Raw genomic sequence first — 23,953 nt, 5'->3', positions numbered from 1 at the left:
TTGTTTTTTTTAATGTGTAACTATTCTATTTTTTCTTCCCCTGATTCGCTACCGCGTCCATCAGTTTCTTTATTTCATCGGGATTACCGAGGAAATAATCATTAGCCACGTTCAGGTTTTCATCAAACTCAAAAACGTAAGGCACGGCAGTAGGCAGGTTCAGTTTTATAATATCTTCATCCGAAATATGCTTCAGATGCTTGATGATACCTCTCAAACTATTACCATGAGCCACCACCAATAAGGTATGGGCTGTTTTCAGACTGGGAAATATATCCGATTCCCAATAAGGCATAATACGTTCGATGGTATCTTTTAATGATTCGGTACGGGGAAGTTCGGCATCGGGAACTTCATGGTAACGGTAATCGAAACGCGGGTTTCTCAAATCATTCTCCGCAAGCGGATTAGGAGCAATATCGTAGCTACGGCGCCATACGAGCACTTGCTCTTCACCATATTTCTCGGCAGTTTCCGCTTTATTCAATCCCTGCAACTCTCCATAATGCTTTTCATTCAAGCGCCAGTTTTTCTCTACGGGAATCCAGTCCAGGTCCATCTTGTCCAGTACACAGTTCAGTGTCTTTACAGCTCTTTTCAGATAAGAGGTATAGGCTTTATCGAAATTGAATCCATATTCTTTCAGTATCACACCAGCTTTCTCAGCTTCGGCAACTCCTTTTTCAGTCAGGTCTACATCCGTCCAGCCCGTAAAATGGTTTTCCTTGTTCCAGGCACTTTCACCATGACGAAGCAATACTATCTTTTTCATTCTTATAAATCTCCTTTCTTCTTTTTACATATACAACATTTTGTTTCTCCACTAAGTTCATTGGAGAATGAATAGTTATCAAAATCCCCAAAATGATGATTCTTTCAGTAAATCAGTAAAATACAGGAAGCATGTATATAAAAAATAAACTCACCTTTCCCCGAAGGGAAAAGCAAGTTTATTCAAAAAAAAGAGAGAGAATTTAATGCATAAAAATCGGTCCTAGTTTTGCGTTTTGTTTTATAAGCCCTCTGTTGAAGCAGATATATCGGCATTTTTACCATAATATGCTTCTTTTGTCTTTTTAATATCTCGCAGCAAAGCTGCATAATGACGATAATTTAAATCACCTTCCTTGCAAACGGCAAGCTGTCTTTTCACATATTCTTCCACCTTGTCAAAGTGTGTTTCCACAAAGAGCAGGATATCAGAACGGCTGAATGTCGCATTCGCATTGGCGATATCTTTGCTTTCGGGATTCATCATGCGTCCGATAAATGTCAGATAAGCCCGTTGTAACTGGCGACGGAGATTATTTTCCAACTCATTGGAAGTGTTCAAAGGTTTCCATATCGCAGTGAACACATCATTCAGATATTCATCAAGCGGATACGGTTCCGAACCACACAAAGAAGACGAATAGATATTATACAGCATTCCCGGTGCGAGCAGTAAAGAGACTAAGGAATTTTGGCGGTCACGAATTTCATCCATAGGTTTGACTCCCGTGCAACTCACCACCTTATCCGGATAGAGCCAGAGCGGAGCCTCAAACAGATTGCGTCCAAACCACTCTATCGCCTCTTTCTGTACACTACGTGGCAGATAATCATGAGGTTTCATCCCCGGCAGATTATTGGTATAACGACCGCCCAAATTCTTCTGCACTTGCAGGGTATATTTCAGATGTTGGGCACGGACTGATTTATAAATCGTATTCAGGTCGTCATACTGGCCGTCAGGCTGCGCTGTCCAGGTCATTATATTTTCCATCACCCTTTTCAGGTTCTTTATGCCATATTCATTCGCTTTCATATTGTTATCGCCCAAATCCTCACTTTGGCTGCGCGGGTCAGCACCTTTTCCTTCATCACCGATAAACAACATACGATGGTCGTTCTGAAGTTTCTTCGTGACTTCGGCACGCAATGCCGCCTTCTCTTTAAAAGGGTCTTTAAATTCGGGACGATACTGGTAACCCCATTTTATCGCCCATTTATCATAGTCGCCAATACGGGGGAAAAGTCCTTTCCCGGAAATCTTATCCTCAGGCTGCGCCACATAGTTAAACCGTGCATAATCCATTATCGACACCGTGTGACCATTGGCTTCCACCCAAGCCTTGTCACGCAACTTTTCTACCGGCGTAGCCGAACTTGCCGCCATGTTGTGACGCAAGCCGAGGGTATGCCCTACCTCATGTGAGGAAACGAACTGAATCAATGTACCCATCAATTCGTCATCAAAGTTCATTGTCTGTGCACGTTTATCCAAAGGTCCGCACTGCACCATATACCACTTTTTAAGTAAGTTCATCACGTTGTGATACCAACAGATATGGCTCTCCATAATTTCCCCGCTACGAGGGTCTACAATACGCGGTCCGTAAGCATTCTCGTTTTCCGAAGGCAGATAACGCAACACGCTATAACGTGCGTCATCCAAACTCATTGTAGGATCGTCCGGCCATTCTTTAGCTATGATGGCATTTTTGAATCCGGCAGCTTCAAAGGCTACATTCCAGTCTTTCACACCCGCTTTAAGATAAGGTATCCATTTCTTCGGTGTTGCAGGGTCTATGTAATATACAATAGGACGTTTCGGTTCGGTAAGTTGTCCCCGGCGATAACGTTCCGGGTCTTTCGGTTCCAACCGGTAACGCTGGATGATAGCTCCGCGCACAGTAACCTGCTGGTCGTCCGAAAATTCAGTTACCGGATTCTGGAAGAATCCCACCCGTTCGTCCGCCAGTCGTGGCTGCATGGGCTCTTTAGGCAACATTACCATGCTGGTATTCAATTTCACAGTCACCGAACCCGTCGCAGCCGCCGGCAACTTGCCGGAAGTAATATTGTAAGTACGCAAGGTGGTCACCTCTACATTAATAGGATAAGTCTTGATGGTATCCATAAATGTACGTTCCTGTACTAACGAGCCGATACCCAGAATGGAACGGTCACTTGATGTAAAGCCACACGTCTTATTATCCCCCAAGAGAAACTTGGATACATTAATGAGCTGTGCCTGAGTTTCCGGATTCCTACCGATAACATCGAACTTGCCAATTACCGGATCTACGGTCGATTGCTTCAAAGCCTCAGCTATCTTATCCCCCGGACGGGCAAACTGTGACTGTACATATTCGCGCAGAAAGAGAGTCTTGCCATTATGCTGTTCCCAATAAACCACGCTCCGGTTCACCTCTTCGCCACTAATCATCTTGAAACCCTGCGGCACGGACTTAAAACGGGTAACGACCAACAATAATCGTCCCATCAAAGAATCCGGTACTTCAAAATACCAGTTATCTTTGATATGGCGTACTGTAAACATCCCCTCACATTCGCTACCACCTTCTTTCAGCAGTTTCTCGTAAGGTGTAGTTTTCTTGACAGTGTCTTTCTTAACTGTATCTTCACGAACTACCAGACCCTTCTTCCCAAATTCCAGCAGACTGGTATCGCTTGCCTGTACTTCGGCTCCTTGCAACGCCCAAAGCACCAATACAATTATCATCAAAATCTTTTGCATTGTTTTCCTGATTTATTTTATTCGTTAGTATTCAGTGTCAGATTCGGATTCTTTTCGCGGGCAGCCACCGGGAACGGAATGATATACAAACGTGAATCCGGTTTCAACGTATATGTTTTCTGCTCCACATCTGTGGTAACCAACGGGAAAGTGCGGGTAATCGTCTTCGCATAGTCGGCTTCCGTATTGAACCGTTTCAAATCCCAGAATCGGCTGAATCCGAAGAGCAGTTCTTTACGACGCTCATTGATGATTTCCTGCATCATCTCACGTTGTGTAGCCGGTTCCGGCAATACCGCTTCGCTCCCCTTAATGCGTTTCTCACGCAACAAGTTCAGCACTTTGACAGCCCCGGATAAATCATTTAACCGTGCATTAGCTTCTGCCAAAATCAAATACACTTCGGCAGTACGCATACCTACAGCCATGTATTGAAACTTAGAATAGGTAAGGGCAGTGTTCCATAAAGCAGCTCCAGAACCCTCGTCAAAGTTATAGTCAAAATTACCAGTCGTTTTAAAAAACAAATTCATCCGTTCATCATTATCTCCGAAAAGTTGTACTAACTCCGGACTAATCATACCATAAGCAATAGACGGGTTTTCAGAATAACTACCCATATAAGCATAATTCAACACTTCCGGATTGCCACCTTTGGCATAAGTTGAAACCTTAGTCGGTCCCCCGACGGCATCCAAAGCTATATAATCTATCAAGGCATTGTTCCGTTTCAAAGATTCCTCCGCCGCATCCTTAGCCTTTTTCCAGTCACGGTGGAACAAGTAAACGCGTGCCGCCAATGCATAGCCGAATGCTTTCGAGGGATGATATACATTCACCGGTTCTTCCTGCAGATAAGGTAACGCATCCTCGATATCCTTGATGATAAAGTCATAGACTTGGGCAACAGTAGCTTTGGTAGGAGTCGCTTCCAAGTCATATTCGCTGACAATAGCAATACCACCGTCAGTGGCTGCTGTCTCCGGATTATAGGCTTTAGCGAATGTATTCACCAGAATAAAATGATCCCACGCACGCATGATTTTTGCTTCCGCTTTAGCCAGTTCTTTCACATCCTTGTCACCTGTACTATGATCTACCAATGAAATCACGATGTTAGAGCGTAAGATGTATTGATAACAGTTTGCATACAGATTATTATCACTTAATTCTTTACGGTCGGCATCCTCATTAAAAGTCATATTGATTCCATCAGAGGAAAGATATTCCTTGCCAATAATATTCGATTCTTTTGACCAGACATTATCACTCAACAAAGCAAAAGACGACGGATAATAACTCCGGTTCGGCAAAGCCACCAATTCATAATAAGTCTCGGTAGAGTCCACAGTCTTCTTTCCTGTAGGGGTAATATCCACGTAATTCTCGCAAGCCGCAAATCCCAAGATAAGCAGAACTGGCAATATATAAAGTAATTTACGCATATCCTATATTCTTTTTAATAATTAGAAACTTGTTGATAATCCGATAGAATAAGTCTTGGGTGAAGCCATGCCGCGTGTGCCGCTGTTCAATCCGTAGCTTTCCGGGTCAATGTCGCTTCCTGCCTTACACCAGGTAAACAGGTTGTTCACTTGCAACTTCAAATTCAATGAATTAAGCCGGATTTGACGGCAGATACCGGACGGCAAACTATACCCCAGACTCAAGCTACGCAATTTCACATAACCTGCATCTTTCACATTAATATCACCATATTGCCACCAATCCTGGAAAGTACTTGCGTAAGTTTTAACCTTTGTGGGCATATCAATATACATACGTACATTTGCATCCGGTGCATCCGCACTCCAACGGTTGGTTATGTCTTTCAACGTCTGGCTTCCCACCTGGTCACTCATACTTACCACACTATTACGCAGTTTGTTACCGCCTGCATACACAAAGAAAGCATTCAAGGCAATTCCCTTGTAGCTAAGTCTCAAGGACACTGCTCCATTGAATTTCGGAGTCAGCGAGCCAAGATTTACAAGATTCTCAGTACCTTTCAGTGACGATCCGGTAGTAATATTGGCAACCGTACCATCCTCGTTGAACGTCACCAGGTCATTCCCATCTTTGTCCACCGCTACCGGATATCCATTTTCAATGCGGTCGATACGGTAAGCCCAAAGCGTATTATAACTGGTTCCTTCCATAAAGTAGTTCTGCGGGCTCATAATGAAACTTGTCGAAGTGTCCGAATCACTATGATCCACCTTTAACATCTTGTTCTTGTTATGGGCAAAGTTGAAATCAACGGCAAAGTTCCAGTCCTTCTTCCTGATGAGATTGGCAGTAAGAGAAAATTCGATACCCCGGTTACGCATCTCACCGTTGTTCACTACACGTGATTTAGCTCCCAATGTAGGATCCATGTAGCGGCGTACAAGCAAATCAGATGAGTGGCGGTTGTAATACTCCAAGCTACCATTGACTAAATTATTGAAAAGACGGAAATCCAGTCCCACATTATAAGTGGCTGTTTTCTCCCAACGGAGTTTCGGGTTCGGAAGATCATCATCATCATAAGTCAGGTATGTCGTCTTGATCGGATTGCTCTGGGTCTTCTGCTTTACTACAAAATAGGTAGTCGAACTCTGATCCACATTACCGTTGATACCATAGGTCATACGTGCTTTCAGGAAGTCGAGCCAAACAATATCTTTCATAAATGACTCTTCCGACATAATCCAGGACGCACCGACAGACCACAGGGGATGACGCTGGTTACGGATATCAAGTCCGAACAAGTCCGCCTGATCCCAGCGGATACTTCCGGATACATTATAACGGGACAGATAAGAATAGCTTGCATTGGCATAAAAAGATGCATAACGATGGCGTGATTCTTGCAACGTAGGCGACAGGCCACTCAAAGTAATCGTATTGCCGGAAAGTGCACTGGTTCCTACACCGTCACGGTATGCCTGCCAATCTATAATGTCAGAAGTCAGTGTCTGAGGATCGTATCCATACATTAATTGCCGGGTAGGTTTCGGAATCTTATTTTCCCTAAATTCAAGTCCGGCAATGGCGGTTACTGCATGGTTCTTCCAACTTTTGTCAAAGTCTATCTGATTACGTACAGTATAACGGTTACTGCTCAACTCATTTTGAAAGAACCGTCCGCCTTTCGGCATTGCCAAATTTCCATTCGTATCAATCATAGAATTGTACGTCATACGCATCAAATAGGAGTCCTCCGCATCAAACACTTCACTCTTGCTATGATTCCATTCATACTGATACATGAAGTTATATTTAAACATCTTCAGGAATCGTGCCTGCAAACTGACAAACGGGCGGATACTGACATTGCGTGATTTGGTACCGCCTTCACCCAATGCGTCAAGCACATTGAAACCAAATGTTTTATAAGGTGAAACACCTTCCGCCTTGCTCACGACACTGCCATTGTAAGCTCCACCCGAATATCCGCTTACATTCACATAAGGAGAATTATAACGGTTACCATCGGCATCCATTATTCTTTCATAACGTTGTTGCATAGTGTAACTGGTAAACAGGGTATTCGGTGTATCGCTACTTCCCAGACGGGCGTCCACCCCGGCATTCACATTCAACCAACTGGTTATGGCATAGTTCGACTTATAATACAAGGAGAATTTATTCCTTTTATCATTTATCGTACGCCCCTTGTCATTTTCATAATTGAACGAAAGGAAGTGATTGTTTTTTCCGACTTTCTGCGATACGGACACATTATAACGCTGAGTTACAGCCGTGCGCCAAGCATTGTCACGATATTCTTTATAATAGTCATTATTACGCCACTGATTCAATGTAGCTTCGACTTCATTATTACTTAGTGTACCATTCTCCCGATCCAGATAAAGTTGGAACAACGGATTATAGTAGCCTGCCTTATAGCTGGACAAAAAACCGGACGCACTGCCTGATTCGGCTACATTCGCATCAAACACAGCTGTTTGATAATCAATAATGTCGCTTGTAGAAGCCAGGTTCAAACTATTGAAATTCGGTTTGCTGGTGATGAACCAATCAGCATTGATATTCACATGCGCACCCTCTTCTTTAGCCTGTTTGGTAACTACCACAATAATGCCGTTTGCAGCCAAAGCACCATAAATACTGGCTGCCGCCGCATCCTTCAAGACAGTAATACTCTCTACATTATAGGGATTTATCTCACTCAGGGTCAAGTCAGTCGGCATATCATCCACTACGATTAGCGGATGTGAGCCTACATCATTCGAGAACGTACCTCTACCGCGAAGGATAGGGCTCATATCCCCGTTATTCGGATTGATATCCATACGCAGGCCGGCTATTTGTCCTTCCAGAGATGACGCCAGGTCAGTATGCATCTGCCTTGTCAGTTGTTCGGAATCTATAAAGCCGAAAGAGGCAGTAGAACGTTCACGGCTAATGCGCTGATAACCCGTCACTACAACATCTCCCAATTGCTGTTTATCTTCATGCATAATCACATTGACATGAGTACGCCCTTTAATAGATACCTTTTCAGTTTGCATACCGACAAAAGAAACTTCCAGTGTGTGGGTTTCCTCCATCACTTTACAAGTGAAATTTCCTTTGATATCGGAAATAGCTCCAAACGGGCTGTCGATTCCCCGGATATTCGCACCCGGCAGCGGATCCCCTTTTTCATCCACTACCTGCCCTTCGATGTTCCTGACTTTACGAGTAGTCGATGCAGGCTTCGCTTTACGGACAGTGATAAAATGTTGTTTCACCTCATATTCAAAAGGTTTCCCTTCCAGTATTTTCTGGAGTGCCGCCAAAGGTGCCAACTGATGTATGCTTACGCTTACCCGGTACGCTCCGACATCTTCACTAGGAAAATTCACCTTATAACCGGACACATTGCTAAACTGCTTCAAAGCCTCTCCCAATGGCGCTTCCTTTAGTTCCAAAGAAATCAATTTGCTGTCCGTATTTTGTGCCCGTCCATGCAGGGCAATTACAAACATCAGCAATAAGAAGGCGGCTTTCATCCATACGACCTTTCTCATTGCCTTTTTGCGAGACAATGTAATTTGTTGCTTTTTCATAAGAGTTGTATTTGTAAAGTTATATATGTTTAATTGTAATAGTCCCGTCCTGATATTCTACACGTACTTTTTCCAGTTTATTCAGAAGTTCCACCGCCTCGTCCAAATGAGCGTTGCGGTTCGCCCAAAAGTTCAGGCGGATATTGTATAGTTCCACCCGTTCAAAGTCAACGTTCACGTTGTACCATCTGCCCAGAGAACTCATAATTTCTTCCAGTGACGAATCTTCAAAATAGAACATTCCTTCTGTCCATGCCGTATAGGTAGCTATGTTGACACGCGATATTTTCTCTTCTCCGGTTTCCGTATAAGTCAAGTCCTGTCCGGGTTGAAGCACTACGGACGTAAGGCTGTTCGTGTTGGTCACTTGCACTTTTCCCTGCACCAATGTCACGTGGCGGTCTTCTGTTGCGTATGAACGTACATTGAATTTAGTACCCAGTACATGGGTATCCATGCCGTCCGCACTTACGATAAAGGGACATTTTTCATCCTTTGCCACTTCAAAGCAGGCTTCACCTTTCAACTCTACCCGTCGTTCCTTCCCGTTGAATGCGACAGGATAGCGCAGGCTACTTTCAGCATTTATCCACACTTTAGTCCCGTCGGACAGTACCAATAGGAAACTTTTTCCACGTGGTGTAGTCAACGTTTGGCAGCAGGTGGTATCCGGCGTCAATGTTTTCCATTCTTTGATGTCCATCACACTGTCTTCCAACAGTTGTTGTTCATGATGGCCGTCCATTTGCAGCATCACATGTTCTCCACTGACAGTTGCGGCAAAGAACCGCACCGGTTCCTCTTCTTTTATAAAGAAAGAAGGAAATAAAGAAGGTATAAGAAAGGCCAAAACCAAAACGGCAGCCACAGCAGAAGCCGCTACCCAAATACGTGTTTTCATTTTTGCCTTGCGTCTCCTATCCAAGCTTTCACGCATCACAGCTTCCTTGCAAGCCATCAGGTCGAGAAATAGTTCCTTGTTTTCAGGTACGCTAATCCACTGGTTGAACTCTTCCGTCTCCCTTAGTCGCGGTTCCTGTATCGCACGCAATGCATAATCTGAATTCTGGTCTGGATTTTCCATCATAATAATCAACTGTTTATCTTAATACGTAGAGCCAACCGAAATTAATGACACCTATGAGAGATTTTTTTTCTTGATGGAAATTCAGAAGAACAAAAGATGAAGCCTGTATACCAATGACGATAACACACAAATGCACTATTCCAACGGTTCACAGGTTTCACCATTGAGATGAACAACTATAAATCAGACATTTATGGTGAAGGGAAGCAGAAAAACAAAGCAAACAACCCTTCACATCCTTCACCTCTTTTTTCATATGCTATGAGCTAAAGTAAATATGCTATAAGCAAAAATAAATTAGCTTATAGCAAATGACCCGTTGGGTATTAACTTTTGAGTTATCAAGTATTAACTCTTGAGCTATAAGGTATTAACTCTTGAATTATCAGGCATTAATACCTTGTTTACAGGAGATATATGCCGTGCGTATTGGACATATAGATCCAATATGCTAGACATATAGATCCAACACGTCAGACATATATGCCCAACAAATCCATATAAGTGCGTGAAGGGTGTGAAGGGTTATTTACTTTGTTTTTCCTACTTCCATTCACCATAAATATCTGATTTATAGTTGTTCAGCTAAAGTGTGAAACAAGTGAAGAGCAGGATTCAACATTAAACTGTAATAAGTAAAAAGACACTCAATCGTTTACGGAGTATTTTTAAAGCCCGGGCAATATGGGTTCTGACTGTATTATCACTGATATTTAATATTTCACTAATTTCCGCACATTTCTTTTCATTCAGAAAAAACTCTTCCACTACTATGCGCATTTGCGGCGCCATCTGGCGGATACTCTCCTGCATCCGGTCTATTTTATCTTCGTAGTCCCGATACTCTTTGGCAGTCCAACCGCTATAAAGTTCTTCCAAGTATCTTTCCGCATTCCGGTTCACTACATTCTGATGACGTATGTGGTCAATGCAACGGTTTTTCACCATAACATAGAATAAAGGCAGCAAATCAGTCTTCCCTTCAAACTGCTCGCTGTTTTCAAGTACTGAGCAAAACACATCACTCAATACATCCTTTGCGCTTTCTCCGTCATTCAGCAGATTATATGCATGAATATAGAGCTTTTGCCAATATTTCCTATACAATACAGCTATGGCATTTTGGCTACTATTCATATCTTTGTGGTTACTTTTTGCATTTAATTAAGCACAAAGATAGCCAAATAACACAAAAAGCAATCAATTCATTAAAAAATATTAGAAATCATATTCTAATATATTAACGTATCATTTCTTTTCAAGAAGATGCGGTTTGTAATCGTATCCGGAAGTTCTGATTCATAATGTGTTACCGTAATCATCGTCTTATCTTTACGTTTACAGAAGGCTTCGATCACCTTTTTGACCCGACGACGATTGTAAGTATCCAATCCATGAAGCGGTTCGTCCAAAATCAGTAATTCAGGATCTTTGACGAAAGCACGTGCCAACAGAGCCAGACGTTGCTCCCCACTGGAAAGCTGCAAGAAAGGTTTGTCTTTCAAGTCGGCAATGCCGAATATATCCATCCACCACTCACATACAGCCATCTGCTCCGGTTGGGGGCGTTTGTACAGTCCGATACTGTCGTGCAGTCCGCTGGCTACGATTTCAATAGCCGGCAAGTTTTTGAGATAAGCACGATGCATCTCGGGACTTACATATCCGATGTGTTTCTTGATTTCCCAAATACTTTCTCCAGTTCCCCGTTTGCGTCCGAAAAGGCTGATGTCGCAAGCGTATGATTGTGGATTATCCGCACAAACCAAACTCAATAATGTAGACTTTCCTGCACCATTCTCCCCGCTCAACGCCCATTTCTCCCCACGATGCACTGTCCAGTCCAGTTCGTTCAGAATAGTGCGGTCGCCATAGCGGATACTTACCTTATTCAGTTTCACCACTTCGTCCGAGTCATAGTTGTTGACGTCATAAGGCAAATCAATAATCCGTTTCTGCAATTCATCGAAAGAAGTAGTTGCGTCTCTGTTGCGGAAAGCAGTCAAGTAGGCTTCGCGTTCCATCTTGGAAAACACTTCCATTTTATCAACAGGGATAACGTGAGTGATAAAGGAAGGTATATCATCCATCATGGAAAGCACCAGAATAATCTGGACGGACGACATTTTTGTCAGACGTTCAAGCAAAGAGAATAACAATTCGCGGGTAGGCGCATCCAGTCCGATAAACGGATTATCCATTATCAGAACGCGGGGGGCTGTCAACAGTGTCTTTGTGAGCTGGAATTTACGCAGTTCACCACTTGAAAGAAGGATTATCTTTTTATCAAGAAGAGGTTCGATGCAGAAGAGCTCGAACAGTTCATTTTTCAGTTGTTCGTCTTTAATCTCTCCCAACATTTCGCGGACGTCCGGCGTTTCATCCTGGTCGTGCGCATTCCAACGCTGTTGGTAGTAATAATTGGTATCTGCCGCTCCATAAGTATCACGGAACGCGATATATTTCACATTATCATAAACAGTTTGAGTAGCGGAAGGGGAAAAGTCATACCGGAGTGTTCCTTCACGTAGCGGATATTTTCCGATTAATGTATCTACAAAAAGGCTCTTGCCACCCCCATTGGGACCTACAATGGCTATATGTTCGTTCGCTCCGATAGTTGTCGTGATAGGTTTGGCTAAACGCACAAGCGGGTTGCGTGCTACGCCCCCCGCCATGCAGAATGTATTTTGGATCATATTCTTATATTCTGTTTTATTTTTGACCGCAAAGGTAACAATTTTATCACAGAATAAGCACTTTTCTTGTCTATTTACAGGAAAACCGTATTAAAAGTTCCTTTTTAGCAATATCCCTTATTGAAATTTCTTATCTTCTTCAAGAAGCTCCTGGCTAAATTTCTCCGGCGACAGAGGGGTAAAGAGTTCTATAAGATTTTCTTCGGGGTCGCGCAGATACAAGGTACGCATCCCCCAATCGGGCATATCCGTAGGTTCACTGATAAACGTCACGCCTTTGGCTTTTAGGGCGGCAAAGGTTTCGTCTACGTTATCTACATAGAATGAAACCATTAATTTTTCACGCATTGCAACGGGTTGCTGCTTATCTGCATTGCCTACCGAAGACGCCATCCAATCGGATACAAAAAGGGCGAAGCCTTCTATTCCGTCGGCTACTTTAAAACTGGCATATCCGCTATTTTCATCTCCCCAAGCAGGTTCCAGTCCGAGTTGTTCGGTGTAGAATTTGAAGCATTTGGCGAAGTCTTTCACTAATAATCTTACGTTGCTGAATTTCATTGTTTACTGATTAATGGTTTGTTATTTGTTTCTTATAATCAAGATGCAAATATAATCATTCTATCGGGTAAATCCGTAAGACGGACATTCAAAATTAGTGATATTCAGTTTGTATTCCATCATATCTTTCAATTCATGCATCGGACGTTCCAGTTCATAAGGTATCGGCTGCTTGCTGAATTGCTGGAAATAGAGCAAGCAGGCATCTTTCCACCACACTGCGTCACGTGTCTGAATCTTCAACCGGTGCTGTACGTCACGGAATCGTTCTGGGTCGATGTATTTCTCCATAGGCGCCCATAACTTCTGGAAGTTTCTGGTTTCTTGCACCCCACGGTCATAAGCATAGCACAACTCCGCCCAAAGTGTACGCCCGCTCTTCATCTGATGATTCCAAGGAACATGGTGGAACCAAAGAAGCAGGTTTTCGGGACAGGTGTCTACATTATCCAATTGTTCACACAAAGGAGAGTGATATTGTGCCGTCGCATTGCTCCCTTTGCTGCTGCGGTCGAATCCGATACCGCCGTCATCTGCCCTATGGTAATAAGAAGGCATCCAGTCGGGACGGGCACCGGGAATATCACACCAAGGCTCGGGCCCGTAATGATGTCCCCATGCAAAGATGTGATGCAGTCCTAACGGCATCATATAATTTACCACTGCTTCCCTCGACTCTTGGAGAAGTTGAGAGTTGAGAAGGGAGAGTTGAGAGTGAAGTTGTTGTCTTTCCTTTTGAGATATTTCATTGACGGAATTGCGGGATGGTTGTCCGTCAATAGGAAGGAAGGTTTGTTTCAGCCATTCTTCGCCTATCTCTTCGGATGAAAGGGAATGTTTCCAGGCAAGACGCCCGAAGGCATACCAGTTGGCTTGCGCAAAAGGATGTCCGCACCAATTTATGTCGTCGCCGATGTTGGTTACTCCGGCAATGGCAGTCAGCGGATGAGCAAACAGGGAGCCGTCCGTCACACGGGCGATGGTAGAGCCTGCGCCTTGTACGTAAGTGTCGCTGTCCAGACATTCTTTCCACATGGGAGCGAGAAAAGCGAGGTGGTTGGAGAATCCCAGATATTCCTGTGTTATCTGAAATTCCGGCATCACGGGTGTTTTCTTCATGACTCCGAATAACGGGCTGAACGGTTCGCGGGGCTGGAAGTCAATCGGTCCGTTCTTTATCTGCACAATCACATTGTCGCGGAACTTGCCGTCCAAAGGTTCAAATTCAAGATAGGCTTGTTTAGCCCGGTCGCTGTCTGTGGGCGAGTAAACGAAAGCACGCCACATGACGATGCCGTGGTAAGGTTTCAACACATCGGCAAGCATATTCGCTCCTTCGGCATGGGTACGTCCGTAATCACACGGCCCGGGTTGTCCTTCGGAGTTCGCTTTCACCAGGAATCCGCCGAAATCGGGAATCAGGGAATAAATTTCTTTCGTTTTCTTCTTCCACCAGGCAATGACTTCTTTATTCAATGGGTCGGAAGTCGGCAAACCGCCCAGGGCTGCCGGAGAAGAGAAATTAATGGAAAGATATACTTTCAAGCCGTAAGGACGGAATATATCCGCCAGTACTTTTACTTTTTGCAGATACTCATCGGAAAGAATCTTGGGACTCGCGTTGACATTATTCAGTACGGTTGCGTTGATGCCGATAGAGGCATTGGCACGGGCGTAGGCTTCGTAACGGGGAGAGACAACGGCAGGAAGCTCTTCCCACTTCCAAAGTGAATGTCCGGCATAGCCACGTTCGATAGTGCCGTCCAGATTATCCCAATGGTTCAGGATACGAATCCGGTAATCCGGTTTTTCTGAGATATTCAGTACCCTCAATTTTGAGTCCGGGGGCGAGTCAGAGTTCGATTCCGAAAGCTGTTCCGCAGCCTGCAAACGGAGTAAGTGGTAAACTCCATAAAGCACACCTTGTTCACCGGAAGAGGCAATGGTGATTTGCTTGCCATCGGCAGAAGTACGGATGGTGTATCCTTCGTTTCCAAGTGCACGCAACTCTTTTGTTGCGTTTACTTCCAAAGCCACAGGAAGACCGCCTTTCCAATATTTCTGTAATTCGGAAACGGCAATGTTTAATGTCGGCGATTGCTTCCTGCAACTAATTTCCGCCTTCGTACCTGTCGCATAGCGGAGCCACAGGGCACTTCCATCTTCCGCATGGGACGAAAGACAGAAGAGCAAGGCTAAGAATATAGATATTATTCTCATAAATAATAGTTCAGCGTTTATCTATTCCTTCAATAGTGATAATCCGCCCGTCCGCATCGTATTGAAGTTCGCAGACTTTCAGGCTACGAAGCCATGTCTTCCCTTCGGACGGCACACAGTCGTGATGGAACAAGTACCATTTGCCTTTGAATTCCACAATGGCATGATGGGTAGTCCATCCTACCACCGGAGTAAGGATAACGCCCTGATAGGTAAACGGCCCGTAAGGATTGTCACCAATCGCATAACAAAGCAGATGGGTATCTCCCGTAGAATAAGAGAAGTAGTATTTGCCATTATATTTATGTACCCAGGAAGCCTCAAAGAAACGACGGTCGGTATCTCCTGCCGTCAACGGCTTGCCGTTCTCGTCCAAAATTATCACCGGGCGAGGTTCTTCCGCAAATTCCATCATGTCCTCGCTCAAACGGACTACGCGAGCCGGCAATGCATCTTCCTCTCCTTCCGGCAGAACAGCCGATTCCAACGCCTTATTATTACGGTAACGTTGAAGTTGCCCGCCCCACAGACCGCCAAAATACATATAGAAAGTCCCGTTGCCATCATCAAGCACGGCAGGGTCGATACTATAACTTCCCTTCATCGGATTGGCTTCCGGCACAAAAGGTCCGTATGGTTTATCGCTGACAGCCACTCCGATACGGAATATATCATTCTGGTCTTTCAACGGGAAATACATATAATACTTACCGTTTTTGAAAGCGACATCGCAATCCCAAAGTTGCCGTCCCGCCCAGGGAATATCTTCCGTAGACAGTACGACTCCGTGGTCGATAATCTCACCGTTCATCACATCATCCGTAGAATAGACGTGATAGTCTTTCATATTGAAATGATCCCCGTTGTCATTTTCGGCAATTCCGCTTTCCCAGTCGTGAGAGGGGTAAATATAGAGTTTGCCGTCAAATACATGTACGGCAGGATCAGCCATATAATCATTGGGAACTAAATATCTTTTTTCTGTTTTCATGGTTCTATTCTTTTTTAAAGTTATTATTATCGCTCGGACAAACGATTCATTTCCGCGCTGCTTCTTTGATAATCAGGTCGACTATCGGTTTCGGTTGGTAGTTGCGGTCGAAAAGCAACGGATAATCCGTACGTCCATTCATCGGCCAGTCGTTACGCCAGGAGTTATGGTCGGCCACTCCCCAAAGAGTAACCCGGGTTATTATATCCTGATGTTTCAGGAAAAGACGGAAAAAGTCGTTCATACGCGCTGTCCATGCTTTTGCCACTTCTGCAGGCAGTTCCTTCGGATAGGGATTCATCTCTTTCTTATATTCGAAAGAAGCGGAGACTTCCGCACCGACGTTGGGATTCGGTGAGGGAATAACTGTCAGATCCAGTTCCGTTATCATCACCTTCACGCCTGTTTCGGCAAAAGCAAGCATGCTCTTTTCAAATTCACTGATTTTCGGATAATCCATGCCGACATGTCCCTGCATACCTATGGCATCAATGCGGATACCCCGTTTTTTCAAGTCTTTCACCAGTTTCACGACAGCCGCCCTTCTTCCCGGAAGAGCCATCGAATAGTCGTTGTAGTATAATTCGGCGTTCGGGTCAGCTTCGTGTGCATACTGGAAAGCCAAAGGGATGTACTCTTCTCCCAAAATCTCATAAAATTTAGTCTTGCGATACTCCCCGTTATCTTCAAATGCTTCATTCACAACATCCCAACCTTTGATACGACCTTTGTAGCGTTTCACGACGGTGGTGATATGGTCTTTCATCCGCTTCTTTAAGATTTCGGGAGAGACATTCTTTCCGTCCTTGTCTACACAGAACCAACGCGAAAGTTGCGTATGCCATATCAACGTATGTCCCGTAACCGTCTGGTTGTTTTTCTCACCGAATGCAACAAATTCATCCGCCTGCGTAAAGTTATAACGGTTCTCTTCGGGATGTATCTCCTGACTTTTCATGCAGTTCTCCGCTACAATGGCACTAAATTGTTTCCGTATCACCTCTGCCCCTGCTTTATCCTTGCCGGATGCCTGTTGTGTGTTAACTGCCGTCCCTATCAGGAATTTATCTTTCAAAGCCTCTTTCAAGGTGTTTTTCTCTTGCGCCAAGGCCATTGAAGAGCCTGTCATCAAGACCGCCATAGCCCAAAGGGAAGTTACAGTTGTTTTTGTCGAAATCTTCATATAGTCTCTAATCTATTTATTAGTAATCAATTATTTTCCAGTCTTCGTTTTGCCAGGTCTGCCTGAATATGCTCATTCAATCTCTTTGAAATCGGATAGAAGAACAGGGCAATCACTCCGATAAAGAATGTAATAGCAGGAATCACGCTCGATGTCAGGCGGATACCCAAAATTGCACTCTCCGTCTGCGTCATATTGGATATGAAACCGAATGAATCGACAATCGCGCCGCAGATAGCTCCGCCGATACCCAGTCCCGCCTTCAAGGCAAAGACCACTCCTGCAAAGACAAAACCCGTAGCACGACGATGGTTCACCCACTCGGAATGATCCGCCACGTCACCCATCATCGCCCAAAGCAACGGGATAGTAGGCGCATAAGCCAGGCTCTTCAAACAGTTTATGGTGAATATCGTGCCAATGCTGGTCGGTTCTACCACGAAAAACAAAGCTGTAAACAATGCGGTCAGTGCCAAACAAATCAAGAACACATTCCGCTTGCCAAAGATATTGGAAAGATAGCCGGAAAGCAAAATTACGCCCGCTAAAGTGATAATCTGCCCTATCATATTGAACAAACTGAAACCTACGGCAAATACATTGCTATGGTCGGGTTGCGCTATCAAGCCGAAAGCATCCAGAAAAGTATGCCACATACCATACGTCTCCCCTTCTACCCGCACCAGTCCAAAGTTCTGCAGGAAGTCAAAAAGGGCTGTCTTGTCGACGAAGTAATTAAAATAGTAGGACATACTGCTGCCCCACATGGCTAATGTCGTAAACAGGAACAGAGTCAGGACAAACATGGACTTCCAGGGACGGCTACTTATGATATCTACAAAATCTTGCTTTACAGAATTCTTCTGTCCCACAGGCGGAGTGATACGTTCCTTGGTAGAAAAGAAAGTGATAACCAAAAGAACAACTCCGATGACGGCAAACAAGGTGATTGTCAGGAACCACCCGCGCTGGTCGTCTCCCTGTCCGAATTTGGAGACTAGCGGCAAAGTCAGTCCTTGTACGACGAAAGTCGCTATCGTAGCAGTGACGAAACGGATGGATGAAATGCTGGTACGCTCCTTTATATCACTGGTCATTACACCACCCAGGGAAGAGTAAGGTGTGTTATTGAAAGAGTAAATGGACATTAATAAGGTATAAGTGATACCCGCATAGAGAATTTTACCACGTTCACTGAGATCGGGTGTCGTAAATGCCAGGATGAAGAATACGGCGAAAGGGATGGCCGTCCACAATAACCAGGGGCGGTATTTCCCCCAACGGGTATTTGTTCTGTCGGACAAGATGCCTACTACGGGGTCGACGAACGCATCGAAAATGCGCGCAACCAGCAATATCATTCCCGCCGCTGTTGCTTTGATTCCAAACACATCTGTATAAAAGAAGAGTTGGAACATCATCATCATCTGGAAAATCAGGTTCGCAGAACCATCTCCCAAACTATAACCGATTTTCTCGGCCATCGACACTTTTTGAGTCTGTGTTTTCATGGTATTATTATCTATTTATTATTAATTAGTTGCCCCTTTGTTGAAAGATTGCTCGGGAAAGCCGTTGTCCCAAAGTCTTTTTATCCAATGGATGAATATCATTCCACTCGCCCAAGTCACTGTTCTTAATTAAAGTGACATTGGTATTTGTATCGGCTACTTCCGCCTGCGCTTTTCTGAATTCCGCCCAGGCAGCACGTCCGCCTTTATCTTCCGGAGACAGGAAATCCGCCAGTTCGATAATGTAGAAAGGCATTTGCGGTCGGTTCCAACGTCCCCGCCAGTCGGTTATCATGGCAGACAGCAGCGCTTTGTATTCATTTCTGCGTGATACATTCGATTCACCCTGATACCAGATTATCCCGGATACCGTATAATTCAGCAAAGGGGCAATCATTGCATTATAAAGTCCTGCCGGTTTATAATGGAAAGCCGTTTGTCCCGGAGCAGCCGGCATGGGAGCACCCAAACGATATTTCCAGTTGCCTTCCAGACTTATCTCCAACTCCCCTTTTTCCGGTTGGCCTTTTCCGAAAAGAATCTTATAAGGTTTCTCTTTTACAAAATGAGGATGACCGCCATAGCTGAAAAGCCGGATTGTCACCGTATTCTTCCCTGCTCTCAGCAATCCGGCAGGGATGGTGTAAATACGGGGCGGGTATTGATAGGAAACTGTTCCCACAAATGTTCCGTTCACATATACAGAATCCGCGTCGACGATACACCCCAAACGAAGGGTAGCCTGTTCTCCCGCCTGTTGTTCGGAAACCTGGAAGTCCTTGCGAAACCAATGAGAGCCATTAATCGGATTCAATCCGTTAGTCGCCCAACCGGATGCAAACAGTTCGGTTTGTTGCCAGTCGCTGTCGTCATAACCGTCTGCATACCAAGGGGTAGCTTCGTGCATACCCTTATCCCCTTGATATAACGCCACATTCCAGGCGTGACTCTTCTTTCTTTCCTCTTTCTTCATGGATGCTATCAAGTCGTCCGATTCGTAGATACGCTTTTCGTTCAAATAAGATGGAAAAGGCCTCAACGCTTCTTCACTGAGCCATGCTTCTACCGGCGAGCCGCCGACACTGGAGTTTATCACTCCTACCGGGACTTTCGTTTTCTGATAGAAGTCTTTGGCGAAGAAATAAACCAAAGCGGAGAAGGACATCACATTTTCAGAAGTCATCGCTTTCCAGGAAATTCCCGGAATATCCGTCTGCGGAGCGTGGAAGTCATAAAGCAATGGTGTCTTTATATAACGGACCATCGGATAGTTACTATCAGCAGTTATCTCATCCCGGAACCGGTCTGTAACCCGTGCCACCGGTAATTCCATATTCGACTGACCGGAACATACCCAGACATCCCCCACAAGAATATCCTTTAATTCAATATCGTTGATGGTCATTGTATAAGGCCCGCCCGCTTTCAATGCAGGCAGCATAAGTTTCCAGTTACCTTGTGCGTCGGCAACGGTCTTATATTTCTTTTTCAAGAAAGCCACATTCACCGTTTCACCGGGAGCTGCCGTTCCCCAAAGATTCACTTGTTCCCCGCGCTGAAGTACCATACCGTCGGAAACGAGAGCAGGCAGTTTAACCTTTGCCCCGCCTACCAAGGCGAAGCAAAGGAACACAACTACTAACCCAACCTTATTAAACCAATACTTATTCATTCTGTATTTTCTTTTATGACGCTGCAAACTTAAGAAGTTTATTTCCCTACGCCGAAAATTTACGATTCAGATTGTTTCTTGTCTGTTACATCATCGTTTGTAAATGTTACAAATACATTTTACCATGTTACATCCAAGCAGAAACAGGCCTCTAAAAGCAGGAGTAAGCAGTATACCTATATATATAGAAATAAAAAAGCCGGCTCGCTAAAGCCGGCATAAAAGTAAAAGTTTACCTGTACATAATCAGCGCAGACTGACCGGGAACAATCACCTCGGGACCGGTTTGCGTTCCCAGTCCGCGGACGTCTATCACGCCGTCTTTACACACAACTGTGTATTTGCCGGCAGGCACTTCAAGACGGGCAGGCGTAGTACGGGAGTTATAAGCTACGACAATATCGCCCCAACGATCTCCGTTCGCATGGTCTTTCAGGCGGAACGCAATCAGATTCTTGCCCTCTACGGGAAGAAATTCCAAATGCTTCCGAACCTTGTCCGCATCTCCCATACGGAAGGCAGGATGAGATTTACGAAGGTCAATCAACCGTTTGTAATACATGAAAACGTCTCCATTCGTTGTCTTGCGTCGCCAATCAATAGCGTTGACTGCATCCGGGCTTTTATAGCTGTTGTCCACTCCCTGTTTGTCACGCATCACTTCCTCTCCGGCATAGATAAACGGAATACCTTGCGAAGTAAAGACTACCGTCTGCGCCAATTTATCAAGACGTACAAGCTGTTCAGGAGTAATCCCCGGCATACTCGCTTTCAAGCGGTCTGTCAGACATAACCCATCGTGGCAAGAGACGTAGCTAATCATTTGAACAGGCTGTTCCGCCCACGGCTTCTGACTGTAATTCACCGAATCATAACGTACCTGCGGATGCTCTACGGCTCCAACAATACCGAACTTAACGCTATTTTCTCCCCCCGGAACGCCGGCAAGAAAAGCTCCTTTGGTCTTCTCCCAGACCGATCCGCAGAGCCCGTCACGCAGTTCATCGGAGAAAACAGCTATTCCCGGCATACGGGCGACATTTCCTTTCATTGCCAGGGAATTAGCAGGATATTGGGGAGTTTCGGCTGCCCAACCTTCCCCATAGATGCAGATAGTAGGATCTACTTCATTCACCGCCTTGCGGATTTCGTTCATTGTCTCAATGTCATGGACTCCCATCAGGTCAAAGCGGAAACCGTCGATATGATACTCCTCCATCCAGTAGAGAACGGATTCTATCATAAACTTACGCATCATGGGGCGCTCGCTTGCCGTCTCATTGCCGCATCCCGAACCGTTCGCCAACGTCCCGTCTTCTTTCTGGCGGTAAAAATAACCGGGAACGGTACGTTCGAAGTTGCTCTCCACCGTATTAAAGGTATGATTGTAGACTACGTCCATTATCACCCGGATACCGGCTTTGTGCAGGGCCTGCACCATTTGCTTGAATTCTCTCGCACGGGTGGCAGGCTGATAAGGGTCTGTTGCGTACGAGCCGTCCGGGACATTGTAGTTCAGCGGGTCATATCCCCAGTTATACTGGTTTTCGTCCAGTTTTGTTTCGTCTACGGAAGCATAGTCATAGGAAGGAAGGAGATGCACGTGTGTCACGCCTAACTCAATCAGATGGTCGATACCGGTCAGCAACTTATCCGAATTCATCGTGCCGTGTTCGGTCAGCGCGAGGTATTTTCCTTTGTTCTTTATTCCCGAAGTAGAATCGACGGAAAAGTCACGATGGTGCATTTCGTAGATAATCATATCGGCAGGAGATTTCAACGGCGGACGCTGGTCGCTCTCCCACCCTTCGGGGTTCGTTGCTTTCCAGTCAATGATAGCGGCACGTTTTCCGTTCACTCCGACGGCATGGGCGTTGATACCCGGTGTGTCTCCCTGCCATTTATCGTTGATTTTCACGTTGAAGGTATAGAATTTATCGAGCAAATCCTTGTTCACTACGGTCGTCCAGACTCCGTTTTCGCCAGGTTCCATCTTTACTGTCTCATAGGCATGACCGCCATCACCTTCATCATAAAGCATCAGGCGCACTTCTTCGGCTGTCGGCGACCAGAGCGTGAACGTAGTTGCTTCCGGCTCATACTCCATCTCCGTAAGACTTCCCGGACGAACCGGATATAGCTCGAAGGAAGCATATTCCTTTTTCGCGGAAGAACAACTCATCACTGTTGCCACTGTAGTCACCCCTACTATTGCTGAATAATTAATTCCCATCTTATACTCTCCTGTTCCTGTGATAACGATTTTCGTTTGATGATTACTTTCTAATCTGTGCGGTCACTTTACCTTATCCGGATTCTTCGCTATAAAATCCTTCCAACTGCTGTATCCCTTCTCTACGGCAGGGCGTCCCATTTGCAGAAAATGGCAGTAGGCAGCAGCCAGACCGTCCGTTGCATCCATAAAGACAGGCATGTCCTCTTTCGAGAGACGAAGCATCCGCTGCAACATATTCGCCACCTGCTCCTTCGACGCTTGTCCGTTTCCGGTAATCGCCATTTTTATTTTCAAAGGGGCGTATTCGGTGATAGGGATGTCACGGCTCAATGCTGCCGCCATCGCTACCCCCTGCGCACGTCCCAACTTCAACATAGACTGGACGTTCTTGCCGAAAAAAGGAGCTTCAATAGCCAGCTCGTCAGGCAGATAACTTTCTATAATGCCCAATACCCGTTCGTGGATATGACGCAGTTTCAAGTAGTGATTGGCAAACTTGCGCAAGTCGATAATCCCCATGGCAATCATTTCCGGTTTGGTTCCCTTTATTCTCAGAACTCCATATCCCATGATTGTCGTACCGGGGTCAATCCCCAGAATTATCTTTTCCTTTACCGGCTGAATCACTCTATTATCTCCATTAATGTCGGAAAACCGATTACCTTGTCTTTAAATATTTTTGTCAGTTCGTCATTCAAACGTACTCCCTGTTCCAGATGCCAGCGGTGCAGCAATCCGCTGCTCTCCACTTCCCATTGCAGAGAATAGGCACTCCCATCTTCCCGATGGCTTAAAATTCTGCAAATTCGCGGTGTTTTTAATGTACCGTGTTTCTGTACTTCAGGGATATAGGATTCTTTTATCCAAATCAAAAAGTTATCGTGAACCTCATCGTCCACCTGAAAAGTAGTATTATAAATCAGCATATCTTTTTTTTCAAACAATTATTTACCGCAAACATAGCAATTATTTCAGAATATTGCATTATATTTGCGGCAACAAAAAAGGATTCGTTTACAAACGTTATCATATAAGGTTGAAAAGGGGCGTTAGCTCATCTGGCTAGAGCGCGACACTGGCAGTGTCGAGGTGATCGGTTCGAGTCCGATACGCTCCACTAAAAAAGAGGGTGTCTCTTCAGAAAGGCATCCTCTTTTTTATTTTATAGAGTAACTTTACGCTTTTGAACAGCTACTACACTTTATGCATA

General features: G+C 44.9%; 16 protein-coding genes and 1 tRNA gene. 1 reads left to right on the top strand and 16 read right to left on the bottom strand.

The genetic code is table 11. The annotated features are described in order from the left end of the window. Positions 1-25 precede the first annotated feature (25 nt). The 16 genes from gpmA to CLIN57ABFB40_RS02675 form a co-directional block, all read right to left on the bottom strand. Positions 26-772, bottom strand: a complete 747-nt coding sequence (gene gpmA, locus CLIN57ABFB40_RS02750) for a 2,3-diphosphoglycerate-dependent phosphoglycerate mutase (protein ID WP_175628778.1) — start codon at positions 770-772, stop codon at positions 26-28. A gap of 240 nt (positions 773-1,012) precedes the next feature. After that, positions 1,013-3,523, bottom strand: coding sequence for a zinc-dependent metalloprotease (locus CLIN57ABFB40_RS02745; protein ID WP_175628777.1), 2,511 nt, complete (start codon positions 3,521-3,523; stop codon positions 1,013-1,015). 17 nt (positions 3,524-3,540) lie between these two features. Beyond that, on the bottom strand, positions 3,541-4,968 hold the full coding sequence (locus tag CLIN57ABFB40_RS02740) for a RagB/SusD family nutrient uptake outer membrane protein (RefSeq protein ID WP_175628776.1): 1,428 nt from the start codon (positions 4,966-4,968) through the stop codon (positions 3,541-3,543). Positions 4,969-4,989: 21 nt separating this feature from the next. Then, positions 4,990-8,583, bottom strand: coding sequence for a SusC/RagA family TonB-linked outer membrane protein (locus tag CLIN57ABFB40_RS02735; RefSeq protein ID WP_175628775.1), 3,594 nt, complete (start codon positions 8,581-8,583; stop codon positions 4,990-4,992). Positions 8,584-8,602: 19 nt separating this feature from the next. Further along, positions 8,603-9,670, bottom strand: a complete 1,068-nt coding sequence (locus tag CLIN57ABFB40_RS02730; protein WP_175628774.1) for a FecR family protein — start codon at positions 9,668-9,670, stop codon at positions 8,603-8,605. A 621-nt stretch (positions 9,671-10,291) separates the two neighbouring features. Beyond that, complete coding sequence (locus CLIN57ABFB40_RS02725) at positions 10,292-10,807, bottom strand: RNA polymerase sigma factor (protein WP_008026044.1); 516 nt, start codon at positions 10,805-10,807, stop codon at positions 10,292-10,294. Positions 10,808-10,902: 95 nt separating this feature from the next. Continuing rightward, entirely contained in the window at positions 10,903-12,369 is a 1,467-nt protein-coding gene (locus CLIN57ABFB40_RS02720) for an ATP-binding cassette domain-containing protein (protein ID WP_175628773.1), read from the bottom strand. A gap of 117 nt (positions 12,370-12,486) precedes the next feature. Beyond that, on the bottom strand, positions 12,487-12,930 hold the full coding sequence (locus CLIN57ABFB40_RS02715; RefSeq protein WP_175628772.1) for a VOC family protein: 444 nt from the start codon (positions 12,928-12,930) through the stop codon (positions 12,487-12,489). Positions 12,931-12,990: 60 nt separating this feature from the next. Then, complete coding sequence (locus CLIN57ABFB40_RS02710) at positions 12,991-15,150, bottom strand: alpha-glucuronidase family glycosyl hydrolase (protein ID WP_175628771.1); 2,160 nt, start codon at positions 15,148-15,150, stop codon at positions 12,991-12,993. 10 nt (positions 15,151-15,160) lie between these two features. Continuing rightward, on the bottom strand, positions 15,161-16,141 hold the full coding sequence (locus tag CLIN57ABFB40_RS02705; protein WP_175628770.1) for a glycoside hydrolase family 43 protein: 981 nt from the start codon (positions 16,139-16,141) through the stop codon (positions 15,161-15,163). A gap of 46 nt (positions 16,142-16,187) precedes the next feature. After that, a complete protein-coding gene (locus tag CLIN57ABFB40_RS02700; protein ID WP_175628769.1) occupies positions 16,188-17,324 on the bottom strand; it encodes an endo-1,4-beta-xylanase in 1,137 nt (378 codons plus the stop codon). 26 nt (positions 17,325-17,350) lie between these two features. Further along, on the bottom strand, positions 17,351-18,835 hold the full coding sequence (locus CLIN57ABFB40_RS02695) for an MFS transporter (protein ID WP_175628768.1): 1,485 nt from the start codon (positions 18,833-18,835) through the stop codon (positions 17,351-17,353). 25 nt (positions 18,836-18,860) lie between these two features. After that, entirely contained in the window at positions 18,861-20,507 is a 1,647-nt protein-coding gene (locus tag CLIN57ABFB40_RS02690) for a sialate O-acetylesterase (RefSeq protein WP_175628767.1), read from the bottom strand. Positions 20,508-20,739: 232 nt separating this feature from the next. Continuing rightward, a complete protein-coding gene (gene pulA / locus CLIN57ABFB40_RS02685; RefSeq protein WP_175628766.1) occupies positions 20,740-22,740 on the bottom strand; it encodes a type I pullulanase in 2,001 nt (666 codons plus the stop codon). A gap of 63 nt (positions 22,741-22,803) precedes the next feature. Continuing rightward, positions 22,804-23,370, bottom strand: coding sequence for a crossover junction endodeoxyribonuclease RuvC (gene ruvC / locus CLIN57ABFB40_RS02680; RefSeq protein ID WP_175628765.1), 567 nt, complete (start codon positions 23,368-23,370; stop codon positions 22,804-22,806). Beyond that, entirely contained in the window at positions 23,367-23,669 is a 303-nt protein-coding gene (locus CLIN57ABFB40_RS02675) for a DUF4286 family protein (protein WP_024988766.1), read from the bottom strand. The genes ruvC and CLIN57ABFB40_RS02675 overlap by 4 nt, the downstream gene beginning before the upstream one ends. A 117-nt stretch (positions 23,670-23,786) precedes the next feature. Here CLIN57ABFB40_RS02675 and CLIN57ABFB40_RS02670 point away from each other — a divergent pair. Beyond that, positions 23,787-23,860, top strand: a tRNA-Ala gene (locus tag CLIN57ABFB40_RS02670). Positions 23,861-23,953: the final 93 nt, after the last annotated feature.

Origin of the sequence: Bacteroides acidifaciens, assembly GCF_903181435.1 — a bacterium.
Classification (GTDB): Bacteria; Bacteroidota; Bacteroidia; order Bacteroidales; family Bacteroidaceae; genus Bacteroides.
Note: the sequence above shows the minus strand (reverse complement) of the source record. Positions and strands in the feature narration are given on the sequence as shown.